Source organism: Bradyrhizobium algeriense (assembly GCF_036924595.1).
Taxonomy (GTDB): domain Bacteria; phylum Pseudomonadota; class Alphaproteobacteria; order Rhizobiales; family Xanthobacteraceae; genus Bradyrhizobium; species Bradyrhizobium algeriense.
Genome location: NZ_JAZHRV010000001.1, coordinates 5,502,943 through 5,518,271 on the forward strand (window position 1 = coordinate 5,502,943; position 15,329 = coordinate 5,518,271).

Below are 15,329 nucleotides of genomic sequence, written 5' to 3' on the forward strand. Positions count from 1 at the left end.
ACGATCCATACGCTTGATTGTGATCGGCACCGTCCTAAATCTCATATAAGATTCCGCAATATCAGCTGGATTCGACCCACCGCATGGCCAACGCCTTTTTCTCCGACCTTCTCGCGACAATATCAGAACGTGGGCGCACGCTGCTTCGGCGGGGTGAGCCGTCCGTCGCCCGCCAGGACGCCTCCGAACTGCTCGAACTATGCAAGGCGCTGCTGTCCGGCCGCGGCGAAGCATCCGGCACCGCGATGGCGCGGGACGTGCTCGATCGCTACCACAACCTCGACGCCGCCGGCCGGCTGACCTTCTTCGAAACGCTGGCGCGAGACTTCGGTCCCGACCGCGAAAAACTGTCGCAGGCGATCGAGAGCTGGCGCAGCCAGCCGAACGACAGCGATGCCAGCGACCTTCACTTTGCCTCCGAGCCGCAGCGGCAGGAGCTGATCCGCCGGCTCAACCGCGCGCCCGGCGGCACCAGCGACCTGGTGGCGATGCGCGCCGACCTGCTTGCCCTGATGAAGGGCAACAAGGATCTGGCCGCGCTCGACCGCGACGTGGTGCATTTGCTGTCTTCTTGGTTCAACAGGGGATTTCTCGTGCTGCGCAGGATAGACTGGTCGACGCCAGCAAATATTCTGGAACAGATCATCCGTTATGAGGCGGTGCATGCGATCCGCGACTGGAACGATTTGCGCCGCCGTATCGATCCCGTAGACCGGCGCTGCTACGCCTTCTTCCATCCCCAGCTCAACGACGAACCGCTGATCTTCGTCGAGGTTGCGCTGACCGAGGCAATTCCAACCGCGATCGCGCCGCTGCTCGCCGCCGAGCGTCAGCCGGTGCCGATCGAACGCGCGCGCACCGCCGTGTTTTATTCGATCTCGAATACGCAAAAAGGTCTAGGCGGCATTTCCTTCGGCAGCTTCCTGATCAAGCAGGTGGCCGAGGAATTGCGGCGCGAATTGCCGAAGCTGGATACGTTCATCACGCTGTCGCCGGTGCCGGGCTTCATGCAATGGCTGAAACAGGCCGGCGACGTGCCGGTCAGCGACGAGGAACGGACGCTGCTGGAAGCGCTCGACAGGCCGGACTGGTTCGAGGATGCGGAGCTGACCGCGCAATTGCGCGCCGTGCTGGAGCCGCTGGCCGCGCATTACTTCCTCAAAGCCCGCACGCCAAAAGGCCGGCTGATCGATTCGGTGGCGCGCTTCCACATCGGCAACGGCGCGCGGCTGGAGAAGATCAACTGGCTCGGCGACCTCTCGCCGAAGGGCCTGCGTGAGTCGGCCGGGATCATGGTCAACTATCTCTATCGGCTGGAAGACATTGAGAAGAACCACGAGGCCTACGCCAACCAGGGCGACATCGCCGCTTCCAGCACGGTGAAGAAACTGATCAAGACCGAGGGCCGGCGGCTGCTGGATATGCGGCTGTCGTAGAGCGGGCTGGAACTGGCCGGGGCTCAATTGGAAATCAGTTCGCAATGGCTTGCGATGGCGGCGCATTTCCCCGGCCGACAGGCGCCCAAGAGCGGATCGACGCCATCGACGTGCTGCGGGGTATCGCCCTGCTCGGCGTTCTGGCCATCAATGTCGTCATGGAATTTCGCGTTTCGATCTTTGAGCAATTTCTGGCCAGCAAGCCCCCGGCATCGCCGCTCGATGATGCCATCGAAACGATCCTGACGCTGGCCGTCGAACTGAAGGCGCTTGCGCTGTTTTCGCTGCTGTTCGGCGCTGGCCTTGCCATCCAGTTCGATCGGCTTGCGGACAGCGAACGCCGCACGCCGTTGCTGGTGCGCCGGCTCGCCGTGTTGCTGGCGTTCGGGCTCATTCACCTGTGCCTGATCTGGAATGGCGATATTCTCACTGAATATGCCCTCGCGGGCCTGATCGTCCTGCCGTTCCTGTTCGGCCCGCGCTGGCTGCTGGCTGTCGCCGCGCTGGCGTCTCTTTTGCTGTACCTTGCGATGCAGGCGTTTCCGCCGGCTGGATTGTTTCCGAGCACGGAAACGATCACCCAGCATGTCGCGGATGCTACCCGCATCTATGCGACGGGCGGCTTCCTCGATGTGCTGGCATTCCGGCTCCGCGAGATTCCCCTTATCGCTCCCCTGCACGCGTTTATCTTTCCGCGCACGATCGGGCTGTTTCTTCTCGGAGCGTTCGCCTGGCGCGCCGGCCTTCTGCAAAACGCACCCGGCCGCCTGCTCTGGATCGCCGCCCCCTGTATTGGCCTCGGCGCGGCATTGATCCTTGCCGGCACTGAGGCCCTCGGCACCATTCTCCTGGCGTTGGGTTATGGCGCCGGTATCATCGGTATCGCCAGTCTCAGAAGCGGAAAAGCGCTGCTTGGCTGGGCCGCGCCGCTGGGGCGCATGGCGTTCACCAACTACCTCGCGCAATCCCTGATCTTCGGCTGGATCTTTTATGGCTATGGTCTTGGCCTGTTTGGCCGCCTCGGTGTCGCCAGCGCGCTGGCCATCGGCCTCGCCGTCTATGCCGGGCAGGTGCTGTTCAGTGCCTGGTGGCTGCGCCGCTACCGGTACGGCCCGGTCGAATGGCTGTGGCGCACGCTGATGTATGGCGCGGCGCAGCCGATGCGGCAGACGGCGTAGCGCCGGGCTCAGATCCTGTATTCATAGAGCAATCGGGCGCGAATGGTACCCTCCAGAGATCGGATGTCCGCAAGCACACGCTGGCCGTCGGCGGCGGAGGCATCAGCGTCGAGAACCACATAGCCTACCTCGTGGTCGGTCTCATAGTATTGAGCGGCAATGTTGACGGCGTGGCGCGCGAGCACTTCATTCAGACGTCCCAGCATGCCCGGCAGATTGCGCTGTACCTGAATGAACCGCGTCCCCGATGGCCGCGGCGGTAGCTGGACCTGGGGGAAATTGACCGCGCCCATCGTCGAGCCGGAATCGCTGTAATCGACGAGCTTGCGCGCCACTTCGGCACCGATGCGTTCTTGCGCCTCTTCGGTCGAACCGCCGATGTGTGGCGTCAGAATAACATTTTCCAGACCCTGAAGCGGCGATACGAAGCGATCTGCGTTCGAACGCGGCTCGACCGGAAAGACGTCAACCGCGGCGCCACGAAGCCTGCCCTCGCGCAGCGCGTCCGCGAGCGCCTCTAGGTCAACGACCGTACCGCGACTGTTATTGATGAAATACGCGCCGGATTTGATCGCCGCAATCTCCTCGCGCCCGATCATCCCATGCGTGGCAGGCGTTTCCGGCACATGCAACGTCACCACGTCGCTTTGTGCCAGCAGTTCATGCAAGCTCGCGGTCGGCTCCGTGTTGCCGTGACGCAGCCTGTCCGTATGATCGTAGAAAATGACCCTCATCCCCATCGCTTCGGCGAGATTCGAGAGCTGCGAGCCGATATTGCCGTAACCAATGATGCCGAGCGTCTTGCCCCTCACCTCGTAGCTGTGATTGGCGGACTTGTCCCAGCGCCCCTGATGCGCGGCGTTGGAACGCGCGACGATCCGGCGCAGCAGGATGACGATCTCGCCGATCACCAGTTCTGCGACGCTTCGCGTATTGGAAAACGGCGCGTTGAACACGGGAATCCCGCTCCGGCGCGCGGCGTCAACATCCACCTGATTGGTGCCGACGCTGAAGCATCCGATCGCGATGAGCCGGTCCGCGGCCTCAAGAACGTCCGTTGTGATCTGCGTGCGTGAGCGGATGCCCAGCAGGTGCACGCCTTTGATGGCTTCCTTGAGCGCATCGCCCTCAAGTGCCCTAGACAAGCGAACCATGCTGGAATAGCCCGCAGCCTCGATCATCTGCACGGCGCTGTCGTTGACCCCTTCGAGAAGCAAGACCCGGATCTTGTCCTTCGAGAGCGAGAGTTGGGGAAGTTGACTGGGCAAGATCGCGGTATCCTTCAGAGCTCGATGATCGGTAGACTGGCGGCCTGGAAAACCACCATCCTCACGCCGCCAGCGCCTTCATTTCCTTGTATAGATCGGATTTTCCCTCAAATCCGATGCCCGGCAGGTCCGGCATGGTGATGTAGCCGTTCTCGACGCGAACGCCGTCCGGGAAGCCGCCATAGGGCTGGAACAGGTCGGGATAGCTCTCATTGCCGCCAAGCCCGAGACCGGCCGCGATATTGAGCGACATCTGGTGGCCACCGTGGGGGATGCAGCGGCTCGGCGACCAGCCGTGGGTCTTCAAGACCGCCAGCGTGCGCTGGTATTCGCACAGGCCATAGGACAACGCACAATCGAATTGAAGCCAGTCGCGGTCCGGCCGCATGCCTCCATAGCGGATCAGGTTTTTTGCGTCCTGATGGCTGAAGAGATTCTCGCCGGTCGCCATCGGTCCGGGATAGAACTCAGCGAGCGCCGCCTGCAGCGCGAAGTCGAGGGGATCGCCGGCCTCCTCGTACCAGAACAGCGGATACTCCCGCAGCATTTTTGCATAAGCAATCGCCGTCTCGAGATCGAAGCGGCCGTTGGCGTCGACGGCGAGTTGTGTCTGACTGCCGATCTCCTTCAAGACAGCTTCGATGCGCTCGCGATCTTCCGCGATCGGCGCGCCGCCGATCTTCATCTTCACGACGTTGTAGCCGCGGTCGAGATAGCCGCGCATTTCGCCGCGCAGCGCCGACAGGTCCTTGCCGGGATAATAGTAACCACCGGCGGCATACACGAACACACGCGGATCGGCCTTGAGGCCGTGACGCTCGGCGAGCAAACGAAACAGCGGCTTGCCGGCGATCTTCGCCACCGCATCCCACACCGCCATATCGATGGTGCCGACGGCGACCGAGCGCTCGCCGTGGCCGCCCGGCTTCTCGTTCGACATCATGGCGGCCCAGACCTTGTCCGGATCGAGATTGCCGCCATCGGCATCCAGCAGACTCTTGGGATCGGCCTCTTTCAGCCGCGGCGCAAAGCGTTCGCGGATCAGGCCGCCCTGCCCGTAGCGGCCGTTCGAGTTGAAGCCGTAGCCGACCACGCGCTTGCCGTCGCGCACGACGTCAGTGACGACGGCGACGAGGCTCGTCGTCATTTTAGTGAAGTCGATATAGGCGTTGCGGATCGGCGAGGAGATCGGTTTTGTGATTTCGCAGACGTCGACGATACGGACGGACATGGTGGATGGCTTTCGTGGTGACGCTGCTTCTACACCGTCATTGCGAGCGAAGCGAAGCAATCCATAGCGCCGCAAGAGGAAGAATGGATTGCTTCGTCGCTTCGCTCCTCGCAATGACGACGAGAGACCGGGTCAGGATCCCGCCTTATCGCGGAAATACGGCTCGACCGGGCCGTGCACCTTGATCGTCAGCGGGTTGCCATAGCGGTCCTTGGCATTACCGGCGGTGACGCGCACCCAGCCCTCGCTGATGCAGTATTCCTCGACATTGGTTTTCTCGACGCCCTTGAAACGAATGCCGACGTCGCGCGCGAGGATATCGGCGTTGTAATACGGGCTGTTCGGATCGACCGAGAGACGGTCGGGGAATTCGTCGTTCATCGCTTTGTTGGTCTCGCTCACAGCAGTGCCTCGATTTCTCTTCGTAGCCCCTCGGGGGTCACGGTCGGGGCATAGCGCCCGACCACCCTGCCCGACCGGTCGATCAGGAATTTGGTGAAATTCCATTTGATCGACGAACCGAGCAGCCCCGATTTCTCATTCTTCAGGTGGTTGAACAACGGATGCGCATGGCTGCCATTGACGTCGATCTTGGCGAACATCGGAAACGTCACGTCATATTTGCTCTCACAGAATTGCTCGATCTGCCTTGCGTCGCCCGGCTCCTGCCCGCCGAACTGGTTGCAGGGAAAGCCGAGCACCGCAAAGCCACGCGGCGCGAGTTCGCGTTGCAATTGCTCCAGGCCCCTGTACTGCGGCGTGAACCCGCAGGCGCTCGCGGTGTTGACGATCAGGAGCACCTGACCCTCAAACTGCTTCAGCGGCACCTGTTCGCCGGCGAGCGACTGCGCCGTAAAATCATAAACGCCTGGCATCGTGTTCTTTCGAAATTAGCCCGCCGGATCAATCGCCGCCGACGGCGTTCCGCCGGCTTCGATCGCCTCGCCGGCAGCAAGGCATAAATCCTCGCGGTAACGGCCGGAAACCAGTTGCACGCCAACGGGTACGCGTCCGACCAGCCCTGTCGAAACCGTTAGCCCGGGAAGCCCCATGAAGGGAACGGCGATCTGCGGCAATTGCGCATGCCAGACGCGCGCAAACGACGCCTCGTCCTTGCGGTCGAGCTGATCGGGGAACGGCAATTCGCCGGATACCGGCATCAGCAGTACGGCGTAGTTTTCGAAGAACGCCAGCCATTCGCGGGTCAGCGTCAGGCGCCGCGTCAGCGCCTTGGACAGGTCGAACGGATGGACTTTTGCGCGGTTCCCGCGCAGGCAGGCCAGCGCGCCGGGGTCGCCTTCGCGCTCGGCCATCTCCAGCTGCGCCTCGTAGCCATCGCCGAGCCAGAGTTTTGTCTGCAGATCGGCAGCCTCGCGCAGCGGCGGCGTGTTGGCGATTTCCTCGACAATCCAACCGGCACGCTCGAGCCGCTTGCCCGCGTCCGCAACGGCGGCCTTCACTTCAGGCACGGGATCGAGGCCGTCGGGGTTGAGACACATCGCGACACGCTTGGGCATCGCCGGCCCTTCGAGCGGCGCCGGCACCCACCAGGGATCGCGATAATCCCGCGCCGACATCGCGGCCAGCGCGATCCTGATATCGCCGATAGTGCGCGCCAGCGGGCCCGAGACGGCGCTGATCTGCGGCCCGATAGGCCGTTCGGGCAGCGCCGCATTGAACGCCGCGATGCGGCCCATGGTCGGCCGCAGGCCATGCACGCCGCAGGCGTAAGCCGGATAGCGGATCGATCCCGCGATGTCAGTGCCGTGTGCGATATGCCCGATGCCGGCCGCGACCGCCGCCCCCGCGCCGCCGGACGAGCCGCCCGGCGTGATGGACGGATCGCGCGGGTTCCTGGTGTCGCCATGAATGAGGTTGGTGGTGAACCAGCGATAGGAGAACGCCGGGCAATTGGTGCGCCCGAGAATGACGGCGCCGGATTTGCGCAGGTTGTCGATCACCGGGTTGTTGCTCTTGGCGATGGCGTCGCGCTGCAGCTTGAGCCCGTTGGTGGTAGCAAAGCCCTCCTGGTCGATATTGACCTTCACCGTGACGGGCACGCCGCCGAGCGGTCCGGCGTCTTCACCGCGCCCGATGGCGGCATCGATGGCGGAAGCCTGCGCCTGCACGTCCTTAGGCCTGTGGTCGACCACGGCGTTGATTTTGGGGTTGACTGCGTCCAGCCGCGCCAGCGCCGCGGTCGCCGCCTCCTTGGCCGAGACTTTCTTCGACCTGATCAGCGAAGCGATTTCCGCGGCCGACAAGCGCCATAGCTCCTGCATGCAAAACTCCATATCGATTGGAGCCCTTTTAGAGCGTTTTCCAGCGAAGTGGAAACCGGTTCGCGCCAAGAAAACGCGTCAAACCAAAAATCCAGCGCCGGGCGCAGGGCAATGCCAGCGGGCCCGCCGCCCAGATTTAGCGCATACGGGCGATGTAATGGGCGAGATCGGCGATCTGCTCTGCTGCGATCGGGGCCATCACGTCCGCCATGCTGGCATCATAGCCGTGGCGGCTGTTGTCCTTGTACTCGGCAAGGGTCTTGGCGAGATAATCCTCGCGCTGGTTGGCGATGCGCGGGACGTTTTCCTTGCCCGACAAATCGGGGTTGTGGCAGGTGTCGCAGCGGTGCTGCTGCACCAGCGCCTGCCCGCGCTGCATCCGCGCTGGATCGCCATTTTCCGCTGGCGGCGCGGGCTTCGGTATCTTGGCGATGAAGTCGGAGAACAGGCGAAGGTCGTCGTCGGTCAGCGGCTTCGCCATCTCGTTCATCAGCTCGAAGACGCGCAGCTTTTCGCGGAACATGAAGAGCTGGATCAGTGTGTAAGGCGCTTGCTGACCGCCGAGCGAAGGGGTGTTCTCGGTTTCCGATTGGCCTTTCTCGCCGTGGCAGGCGAGACACGGCGCGATGCGTTGTTCGATGGTTTCGGCTGATGCGCATGTTGAAATCAACGCAAACGCCAGTGCCGTTATTGTTTTACGCATCAGCCATTCCCGGTACGTCGTCATTCCGGGGCGATGCGAAGCATCGAACCCGGAATGACTGCTATTCGCAAAGGGCGATCTACTTCTCCGCCACCTTCTGCTTGCCATAGGTGATGCGATAGACCGCGCCGTTCCAGTCGTCGGAGACCAGCAGCGAGCCGTCCTTCATCGGCAGAACGTCGACCGGGCGGCCGATATACTTGTTGTCTTCCAGGAAGCCGGTGAGGAACGGCTCCATCGACTTCATCGAGCCGTCCTTGTTCAGTTTGACGATCACGACGTCACCGCCGACTTTCTTGGTGCGGTTCCATGAACCGTGGCGCGCGATGATGGCCACGTTCTTGTAGGCTTTCGGGAACATATTGCCGGTGTAGAAGCGCATGCCGAGCGCGGCCGAATGCGGGCCCAGCAGGCCGACCGGCGCGGTGAACTCGCTGCAGGATTTACCCCAGCCGAATTCCGGATCGACGATGTTGCCCTGCAGGCAGTAGGGCGCGCCGAAATGTTCGCCGACCTTGGTGATACGGTTGAGCTCGTCCTCGGGCACGTCTTCCGACATCCAGTCGCGGCCGTTGTCGGTGAAGTAGAGCTGCTTGGTCGCTGGATGCCAGTCGAAGCCGACGGTCTGGCGAACGCCCCTGGCGATCACTTCCGCATCTGAGCCGTCCAGGTTCATCCGGCGGATCTGACCGTGGTCGTCGCTATGCAGCAAATTGTTGCCGGGCTGGCCGACCGGAACGTAGAGTTTGTTGTCGGGACCGATGCCGATGAACTTCCAGCCATGGGCCTCGTCCTTTGGCAGCTTGTCATAGATCAGAGTCGGCTTCGGCGGGTTGTCGATGACGTCTTCAACCTTGTCGATCTTTGAGACCTTCGACAGCTCCGCGATGTAGAGCGTGCCATCCTTGAAGGCGAGACCGTTCGGACGGTAGAGGCCGGAGGCCAGCACCTTGACCTCGCGCTTGCCGTCCTTGTTGACGATGGCATAGACCTTGTCGACCAGGCGGCTGCCGACAAACACCGTGCCCTTGTCGCCCACGGCGAGCGAGCGCGCATTCGCCATGCCCGCGGCATAGACCTCGATGTTGAAGCCGGCCGGCACTTTCAGCTTCGCCGTCGGCAGCTTGTCCGGCGCCGCGGGTATCGGCGGCGGCGCATTCGGCGCGAGCTTGGCGGCGGCTTCGTTGCCCGCGGGACGTCCGATCAGGGGAGATCCCGGCGGAAGCTCGGGTGCGGCCGCAGGCGGTGCGCCGGCGGCCGGCGGAGCGGCGGGCTGCTGCGCAGCGGCGCCTAGCGTGAATGCACTAAGGAAGGCACCGGCCAGCAACAGGCTGCGCGGCGCCGACGAATGGCGTATCATGGGCGTTCTCCCTTGGTGGAAGCCTGTTCTCTACACGCAGCACACAAGGGTGCTGACGCCGGTGGCTTTCCGAACGGCAATCTCCGATATTTTTCCGTCGTTGCGCAACCGGAAACATGCCTCACGGAAACGGCGGCGGCCGAGTGGTCGGCCGACGCAGACCGGCTTCATCGCGCGTCAATGCTTCGTAACCGAGGCGCCGGGGGCGTCGAGGATCGCTTCGGCGAACGGAAACTCCAGCACGAGCTCGCCGTCGTCGTCGGTCACCTCGATGATCGCGCTCAACAGCGCGCCATCGGCGCCGTCAGTCTTGAGCAGCTCCCGGATCATCGCACGCGCCATTTCCCAGGCGCGATCGGGATCGACAAGTACTTCGCCGTCGGGATCGGGGATCAGCTCGTCGCCGATACGGGTGTTGAAATAATATCGCGGCATCGGCTGAAACCTGGCTCCGTTTGAGGCCCCGCAACCGGAGGCCGCTACTATCTCACAAGGTCTTTATCCGGAGCCGGCTGCGCCCCGTCACACCCAGAATTGCCATTCGTGGCGGTGCAAACAACCGCGAAAGGCTTGATCCCACGCCGTTTTGACCGAGAACCTCCACACAACCCCGTGAAATCCCCTTTGCGGCGCAGCATAAACAAATGGGGTTCCAGGCAAAAGATTTAACTGGCGAACTTTTTGATCCGCAGTACCTTAATCCGCAAGGGCGGAGTTCGTCCGGTAACAAAAGGGAGGCGCCAATGGCCTGGAAAGCACCAAAAATCGTCGAAGTATCGGTCGGCATGGAAATCAACATGTATATGTGCGCCACCCGCAAGTAAGCGGCAGCGCATTTCACATCTTACGCAGGTGGACCTCCGGGCCCGACACGTTCCGATAGCGGGACTGTGTCCGACGCCGGTGTCCACTTTGCGGCGTTTGTAATTCAGCTTGTTTCTTCAAGTCTGGAATCTCCAGGAGACGGATCATGCTTCGCGTCGTCGTCCTGGGCGCCGCCGCAGGCGGCGGGATTCCGCAGTGGAACTGCGGATGTCCGGTGTGCCTGATAGCACGAAGCGAAAATCCCGAACTGCGTAGTACCCAAGCCTCGATCGCGGTCAGCGCCGATGGTGCGCACTGGTATCTCATCAACGCTTCGCCCGACCTGCGCCAGCAGGTGATTGCGACGCCGCAGCTTCACCCCAAGGCAGGTCAGCTCAGGCACAGCCCGATCGCAGGCGTGATCCTGACCAATGGCGAGGTCGATGCGGTCGCAGGGCTGCTGTCGATGCGGGAGGGTTCGCCGTTCACGCTCTATGCGCATGAGCGGGTCCTTGCGATTTTGCGATCCAACAGCATCTTTAACGTACTGGGCGACAACAACGTGAAGCGGCGGCCAATCGAGGTCGACAAGGCGTTCGAGCCAGCCCTGCCCGATGGCTCCCCATCCGGCATGGAAATCCTTCCCTTCGCGGTTCCCGGCAAGGGCGCGTGGTATCTCGAAGGCAAGGCGCATCCGGCCGGCGGCGACGGCGCGGGCGATACGCTGGGCTTGCGGATTCTGGACAAGGCAAGCGGCAAGTACTTCTATTTCCTGGCCGCCTGCGCTGACGTGACCGACGATCTCAAATCGCGCCTGGCGGGCGCCGCGCTGGTGTTCTTCGATGGCACCGTGTGGCGCGACGATGAATTGATCGTCCAGGGGCTGGGCACTAAAACGGGACAAGGGATGGGCCATATTTCAATGTCGGGCACACATGGCGCGATCGAGAGCCTTGCCGGCCTCGATGTCGGCCGCAAAATGTTCCTGCATATCAACAACTCCAACCCCGCGTTGCTCACCGGCTCGGACGAGCGAAAGGAATTGGAACAGGCAGGCTGGCAGATTCCAGCTGACGGAACGGAGATCACGCTGTGAATGTCATGGCCAAGGCGGAAATGACCGCCCTGTCGATCGGCAAGGGCATCACGCTCAACAGCGCCGATGAACTCGAAGCGATGCTCCGCCACATCGGCGCGACGCGCTATCACAATCTGCATCCGTTCCACCGGTTGCTGCATGGCGGCAAGCTCAACAAGGGGCAGGTGCAGGCCTGGGCGCTGAACCGCTATTTTTACCAGAGCACGATCCCGCTCAAGGACGCGATGGTGATCTCCCGGTTCCGCGACCGCGCGACCCGGATCGAATGGCGGCACAGGATCGAGGATCACGACGGCGATATCGGCTCCGAAGGCGGTATCGAGCGCTGGCTGAAGCTGACCGAGGGGCTCGGGCTCGACAGCGCCTATGTGGAATCGACCGAAGGCATCCTGCCCGCGACACGATTTGCGGTGGAGGCCTATGTGCATTTCTGCCGTGACAAGACGCCGCTGGAAGCGATCGCCTCCTCGCTCACGGAACTGTTCGCGCCGAACCTGCATGAGGAACGCATCTCCGGGATGCTGCAGCACTATGATTTCGTCAACCCTGACATCATGAGCTATTTCAGCCGGCGCCTGACGCAGGCCCCGCGCGACGCGGGTTTTGCGCTGGAATACGTCAAGGCCAATGCGAAGACGCACGCCGAGCGCGAGGCGGTCTGCAATGCGCTGATCTTCAAGACCAATGTGCTATGGGTTCAGCTCGACGCGCTGTATCATGCCTATGTCGAGGGCCACATACCGCCCGGGGCGTTCGTGCCCAGAGGAGACTAGCGATCGATGGCTGCGAGCCGCAACATCAGTGTCAGCGAGGGGAGCCGGCCGAAATTGCCGCGACATGCCCGGCTGAAATTCGATGAGACGCGGCAGGTCTGGGTGATCCTGGCGCCGGAACGCGTGCTGGCGCCGGATGAGATCGCGGTGGAAGTGCTGCAGCTCTGCGACGGCGTGCGCAGCGTCGGCGAGATGGCCGACCAGCTCGCCGCCAAATATGCCGCGCCGCGCGAGGCGATCTTAGTCGACGTCATCGGGATGCTGCAGGACCTCGCCGACAAGGGCTTTCTGACCGAAGCGCGTGAGAAGACGTCATGAGCGACATTCTCGCCGATGGTAAAACAGCCGGCGCCGCGCCCAGCGACGGGCTTGCGGTTCTGGAATCGCAACGTTCGACCGCGGAAACGTTCGGCATTCCGCTTGCCGTGCTCGCGGAGCTGACGCACCGCTGCCCGCTGCAGTGCCCCTATTGCTCCAATCCGGTCGAGCTCGACCGTGCTGGCAGTGAGCTGACGACCGACGAATGGAAGAAGGTTTTGAGTGAGCTCGCCGAAATCGGCGTGCTGCAGATCCATTTCTCCGGGGGAGAGCCGACCGCACGCAAGGACCTGGTGGAACTGGTGCAGCATGCGACCGACGTCGGGCTATACAGCAACCTCATTACATCGGCGGTGCTGCTGACCAAGGAAAGACTTTCGGCGCTGGCCGATGCCGGCCTCTGCCATGTGCAGATCAGTTTCCAGGGCAATGAGCCCATGGTGGCCGATCGCGTCGCCGGGCTGAAGAATTCTCACGAGAAAAAGGTCGAAGCCGCGAAATGGACGCGCGAGCTCGATATGCCGCTGACGGTCAATGCCGTCATGCACCGGCAGAACCTGCACCAGCTCGCAGACATCATTCAGATGGCGGTCGATCTCGACGCCGACAGGCTGGAAGTGGCGAACGTTCAATATTACGGCTGGGCGCTGAAGAACCGCGCCGCCTTGATGCCGACGCTCGAACAGATCGAGGAGACCAGCCGCATCGTCGAGGAAGCCACCGTGCGGCTGAAGGGCATTCTCGCCATCGACTATGTGGTGCCGGATTACTACGCGCTGCGGCCGAAGAAATGCATGGGCGGCTGGGGCCGGCAGTTCTTCAACATTTCTCCGGCGGGCAAGGTCCTGCCTTGCCACGCGGCCGAGAGCATCACCGGGCTCGAATTCTTGTCCGTGCGCTCAAATCATTCGATCGCCTGGATCTGGCAGAATTCCGAAGCCTTCAACCGCTATCGCGGCACCGGCTGGATGCCCGAGCCATGCAAGAGCTGCGAATTCCGGGAAATCGATTTCGGCGGCTGCCGGTGCCAGGCCTTTGCGCTGACCGGCGATGCCGGCAATACCGACCCGGCGTGCACGCTGTCGCCGATGCACGAGCAGATCTTCAAGCAGGCCGAGCGCGAGGCGGCCGCGCACCAGGACCGCTTCCTCTATCGCAATTTCGCCGGCGGCACGCTGGAGACGGAAGGCAAGCATGGCGCCTGACGCCGACGCCGGCAAATCCGTCAAACGCGCCGATCCGTTTGCCCCGCTGACGTCGGAGCAGCTCCCAGTCAGCGACGGTCACGACATTTACGTTGAAAGCGTCGGTCGCGCCGGTGGCATCCCCGCGGTCTACCTGCATGGCGGGCCCGGCAGCGGCTGCCAGCCGGACCATCGCCGGCTGTTCGATCCCGAGCGTTTCCACGCCGTGCTGTTCGACCAGCGCGGCGCCGGCCGCAGCCGCCCCAAGGGCCGCCGCGAAGCCAACACGTTGCCGCATCTGATCGCCGACATGGAAGCGATCCGCGAGAAATTCGAACTTGAGCGCTGGATGATCGTCGGCGGCTCCTGGGGCGCGACGCTGGCGCTGGCCTATTCGCAAGCCCATCCCGACCGCGTCACCGGCATCGTGCTGCGCGCCACCTTTCTCGGCACATCAGAGGAAATCGAAAACGGTTTTCTCAAGGTAATGCCGCGGTTCTATCCCGGCCTTTACGACGACTTCATGAGCGTGCTGCCGGAAGGCGAACGCGCGCAACCGCTGCAGGCCTATTTTCGCCGTATCCTCGATCCCAATCCTGACGTGAATATTCCCGCGGCGCGGGCATGGGGCGAAACCGAGCGCATTCTTTCCGAACACACGCCGAACCGCATACGCCTCGATCTGGCGACGCTTAGTTCATCGCGAGGCCTGCCGGCCACGCCGTTCATGGAAGCGCACTACTTCGCCAATGACTGTTTCATGGAGCCCAACCAGTTGCTGCGCGAAGCGGGCAGGCTCAAAGGCATCCCCGGCATCATCGTGCAGGGCCGATATGACCTGCTGTGCCCGCCCGCGACCTCGCATGCGCTTGCGGCGGTGTGGCGCGAGGCCGAGATTCGTTTTGTCGAGGGCGCCGGCCACACGCTGTACGATCCCGGCGTCCGCGATGCCGTGATGAAGGCGATCGCGGACATGGCTTCCAGAACGGGCAAATAGGAATCAAGAAAATGCCGATCGCCGGAAAAGGCATGCTGCTGACGTCCATGAACATCGACGCGAAGGACGAAGCCGAATTCAATCGCTGGTACGACCGCGAACATCTCGAAGAACGCGTCGCGATCGATGGCTTCCTCGAAGCGCGCCGCTATGTCGCCCACGACGGCAACCCGAAATATCTCAGCCTCTACTCCACCGAAACGTTTGAGGTGCTGGACAGTCCGGCCTATCGCACCGCGCTTTCGAACCAGACGGCGTGGTCGAAGGCCAACATCGCCCGCTTCCAGAACATGATCCGGGCGGTCGCGCGCATCACGATCAGCCAGGGCACCGGCCGCGGCGCGGCGCTCGGCATCATCCGGCTGCGCCCTTCCGGCGGCGAAGACAAACTGCGCGCCGCGCTCCGCGAGCAACTCGATCCCGCACAACTCGACGGCATCATCTCCATGCATTTGATCGAGAGCGATCCGGCGCTGTCAAAACCGATCACCGACGATCCCTCGACGCCCAATCCCGGCGCCGGCGACTGGTTCGTGCTGATCGATGCAACTGACGTAGGCGCCGTCCCTTCTGCGGCGGCGCGGTTTCTCGACAATGCCGCACTCAAGCCGCTGGTGATTTCCAGCGGCGTCTACCGGCTGATGTGGGATATCGCCAAAAGCGACCTCGGCTAGGGCTTGGGATCGATGCCCGATG

Annotated in this window: 17 protein-coding genes; 9 read left to right on the forward strand and 8 right to left on the reverse strand. The window is 62.7% G+C overall.

Going from position 1 to position 15,329, the window contains the following annotated elements:
* Positions 1-83 precede the first annotated feature (83 nt).
* Positions 84-1,436, forward strand: a complete 1,353-nt coding sequence (locus V1286_RS26650) for a malonyl-CoA decarboxylase (protein ID WP_334484622.1) — start codon at positions 84-86, stop codon at positions 1,434-1,436.
* Between the two features lie 44 nt (positions 1,437-1,480).
* Positions 1,481-2,614, forward strand: coding sequence for a DUF418 domain-containing protein (locus V1286_RS26655; protein WP_334484625.1), 1,134 nt, complete (start codon positions 1,481-1,483; stop codon positions 2,612-2,614).
* Between the two features lie 8 nt (positions 2,615-2,622).
* On the opposite strand, the gene serA is transcribed toward V1286_RS26655, so the two are convergent.
* The 8 genes from serA to V1286_RS26695 all read right to left on the reverse strand — a co-directional run bounded on the left by serA (position 2,623) and on the right by V1286_RS26695 (position 9,893).
* Positions 2,623-3,882: a phosphoglycerate dehydrogenase gene (gene serA, locus V1286_RS26660; RefSeq protein WP_334484628.1), complete on the reverse strand. Its 1,260-nt coding sequence runs from the start codon at positions 3,880-3,882 to the stop codon at positions 2,623-2,625.
* A gap of 61 nt (positions 3,883-3,943) precedes the next feature.
* Entirely contained in the window at positions 3,944-5,113 is a 1,170-nt protein-coding gene (locus V1286_RS26665; RefSeq protein ID WP_334484630.1) for a mandelate racemase/muconate lactonizing enzyme family protein, read from the reverse strand.
* Positions 5,114-5,245: 132 nt separating this feature from the next.
* Positions 5,246-5,515, reverse strand: coding sequence for a DUF3297 family protein (locus V1286_RS26670; protein WP_247784168.1), 270 nt, complete (start codon positions 5,513-5,515; stop codon positions 5,246-5,248).
* Positions 5,512-5,988, reverse strand: coding sequence for a glutathione peroxidase (locus V1286_RS26675; RefSeq protein ID WP_334484635.1), 477 nt, complete (start codon positions 5,986-5,988; stop codon positions 5,512-5,514). Before V1286_RS26675 ends, V1286_RS26670 begins: the two co-directional genes overlap by 4 nt.
* A gap of 15 nt (positions 5,989-6,003) precedes the next feature.
* A complete protein-coding gene (locus V1286_RS26680) occupies positions 6,004-7,395 on the reverse strand; it encodes an amidase family protein (protein ID WP_334484637.1) in 1,392 nt (463 codons plus the stop codon).
* 136 nt (positions 7,396-7,531) lie between these two features.
* Positions 7,532-8,098 carry a c-type cytochrome gene (locus V1286_RS26685; protein WP_334484639.1) on the reverse strand — a complete coding sequence of 189 codons (567 nt, stop codon included), beginning with the start codon at positions 8,096-8,098 and terminating at the stop codon, positions 7,532-7,534.
* 79 nt (positions 8,099-8,177) lie between these two features.
* Positions 8,178-9,458 (reverse strand): PQQ-dependent sugar dehydrogenase, encoded by a 1,281-nt coding sequence (locus V1286_RS26690; RefSeq protein ID WP_334484641.1) that lies wholly within the window; start codon positions 9,456-9,458, stop codon positions 8,178-8,180.
* Positions 9,459-9,635: 177 nt separating this feature from the next.
* On the reverse strand, positions 9,636-9,893 hold the full coding sequence (locus tag V1286_RS26695; RefSeq protein ID WP_334484643.1) for a DUF6894 family protein: 258 nt from the start codon (positions 9,891-9,893) through the stop codon (positions 9,636-9,638).
* Positions 9,894-10,201: 308 nt separating this feature from the next.
* On the opposite strand from V1286_RS26695, the gene pqqA reads away from it, so the two are divergent.
* The 7 genes from pqqA (at position 10,202) to V1286_RS26730 (ending at position 15,307) form a co-directional block, all read left to right on the forward strand.
* Positions 10,202-10,282 (forward strand): pyrroloquinoline quinone precursor peptide PqqA, encoded by an 81-nt coding sequence (gene pqqA, locus V1286_RS26700; RefSeq protein WP_035635412.1) that lies wholly within the window; start codon positions 10,202-10,204, stop codon positions 10,280-10,282.
* A gap of 146 nt (positions 10,283-10,428) precedes the next feature.
* Positions 10,429-11,358: a pyrroloquinoline quinone biosynthesis protein PqqB gene (gene pqqB, locus V1286_RS26705; protein ID WP_334484645.1), complete on the forward strand. Its 930-nt coding sequence runs from the start codon at positions 10,429-10,431 to the stop codon at positions 11,356-11,358.
* Positions 11,359-11,378: 20 nt separating this feature from the next.
* Positions 11,379-12,134: a pyrroloquinoline-quinone synthase PqqC gene (gene pqqC / locus V1286_RS26710; RefSeq protein ID WP_108519174.1), complete on the forward strand. Its 756-nt coding sequence runs from the start codon at positions 11,379-11,381 to the stop codon at positions 12,132-12,134.
* Positions 12,135-12,140: 6 nt separating this feature from the next.
* Positions 12,141-12,452 carry a pyrroloquinoline quinone biosynthesis peptide chaperone PqqD gene (pqqD, locus tag V1286_RS26715; RefSeq protein ID WP_334484647.1) on the forward strand — a complete coding sequence of 104 codons (312 nt, stop codon included), beginning with the start codon at positions 12,141-12,143 and terminating at the stop codon, positions 12,450-12,452.
* Positions 12,449-13,657 carry a pyrroloquinoline quinone biosynthesis protein PqqE gene (gene pqqE, locus V1286_RS26720; RefSeq protein ID WP_334484649.1) on the forward strand — a complete coding sequence of 403 codons (1,209 nt, stop codon included), beginning with the start codon at positions 12,449-12,451 and terminating at the stop codon, positions 13,655-13,657. The genes pqqD and pqqE overlap by 4 nt, the downstream gene beginning before the upstream one ends.
* Entirely contained in the window at positions 13,647-14,633 is a 987-nt protein-coding gene (gene pip, locus V1286_RS26725) for a prolyl aminopeptidase (RefSeq protein ID WP_334484651.1), read from the forward strand. Before pqqE ends, pip begins: the two co-directional genes overlap by 11 nt.
* Before the next feature lie 11 nt (positions 14,634-14,644).
* Entirely contained in the window at positions 14,645-15,307 is a 663-nt protein-coding gene (locus tag V1286_RS26730; protein ID WP_334484653.1) for a hypothetical protein, read from the forward strand.
* Positions 15,308-15,329 lie beyond the last annotated feature (22 nt).

What these genes read in the sequence shown, in the direction of transcription:
- V1286_RS26650 (WP_334484622.1), top strand. Translation starts at nt 84, where the DNA reads ATGGCCAACGCCTTTTTCTCCGACCTTCTCGCGACAATATCAGAACGT.
- pip (WP_334484651.1), top strand. Translation starts at nt 13,647, where the DNA reads ATGGCGCCTGACGCCGACGCCGGCAAATCCGTCAAACGCGCCGATCCG.
- V1286_RS26685 (WP_334484639.1), bottom strand. Translation starts at nt 8,098, where the DNA reads ATGCGTAAAACAATAACGGCACTGGCGTTTGCGTTGATTTCAACATGC.
- pqqC (WP_108519174.1), top strand. Translation starts at nt 11,379, where the DNA reads ATGACCGCCCTGTCGATCGGCAAGGGCATCACGCTCAACAGCGCCGAT.
- V1286_RS26690 (WP_334484641.1), bottom strand. Translation starts at nt 9,458, where the DNA reads ATGATACGCCATTCGTCGGCGCCGCGCAGCCTGTTGCTGGCCGGTGCC.
- pqqB (WP_334484645.1), top strand. Translation starts at nt 10,429, where the DNA reads ATGCTTCGCGTCGTCGTCCTGGGCGCCGCCGCAGGCGGCGGGATTCCG.
- pqqA (WP_035635412.1), top strand. Translation starts at nt 10,202, where the DNA reads ATGGCCTGGAAAGCACCAAAAATCGTCGAAGTATCGGTCGGCATGGAA.
- V1286_RS26655 (WP_334484625.1), top strand. Translation starts at nt 1,481, where the DNA reads ATGGCTTGCGATGGCGGCGCATTTCCCCGGCCGACAGGCGCCCAAGAG.
- V1286_RS26730 (WP_334484653.1), top strand. Translation starts at nt 14,645, where the DNA reads ATGCCGATCGCCGGAAAAGGCATGCTGCTGACGTCCATGAACATCGAC.
- V1286_RS26665 (WP_334484630.1), bottom strand. Translation starts at nt 5,113, where the DNA reads ATGTCCGTCCGTATCGTCGACGTCTGCGAAATCACAAAACCGATCTCC.
- pqqE (WP_334484649.1), top strand. Translation starts at nt 12,449, where the DNA reads ATGAGCGACATTCTCGCCGATGGTAAAACAGCCGGCGCCGCGCCCAGC.
- V1286_RS26680 (WP_334484637.1), bottom strand. Translation starts at nt 7,395, where the DNA reads ATGCAGGAGCTATGGCGCTTGTCGGCCGCGGAAATCGCTTCGCTGATC.
- V1286_RS26675 (WP_334484635.1), bottom strand. Translation starts at nt 5,988, where the DNA reads ATGCCAGGCGTTTATGATTTTACGGCGCAGTCGCTCGCCGGCGAACAG.
- pqqD (WP_334484647.1), top strand. Translation starts at nt 12,141, where the DNA reads ATGGCTGCGAGCCGCAACATCAGTGTCAGCGAGGGGAGCCGGCCGAAA.
- V1286_RS26695 (WP_334484643.1), bottom strand. Translation starts at nt 9,893, where the DNA reads ATGCCGCGATATTATTTCAACACCCGTATCGGCGACGAGCTGATCCCC.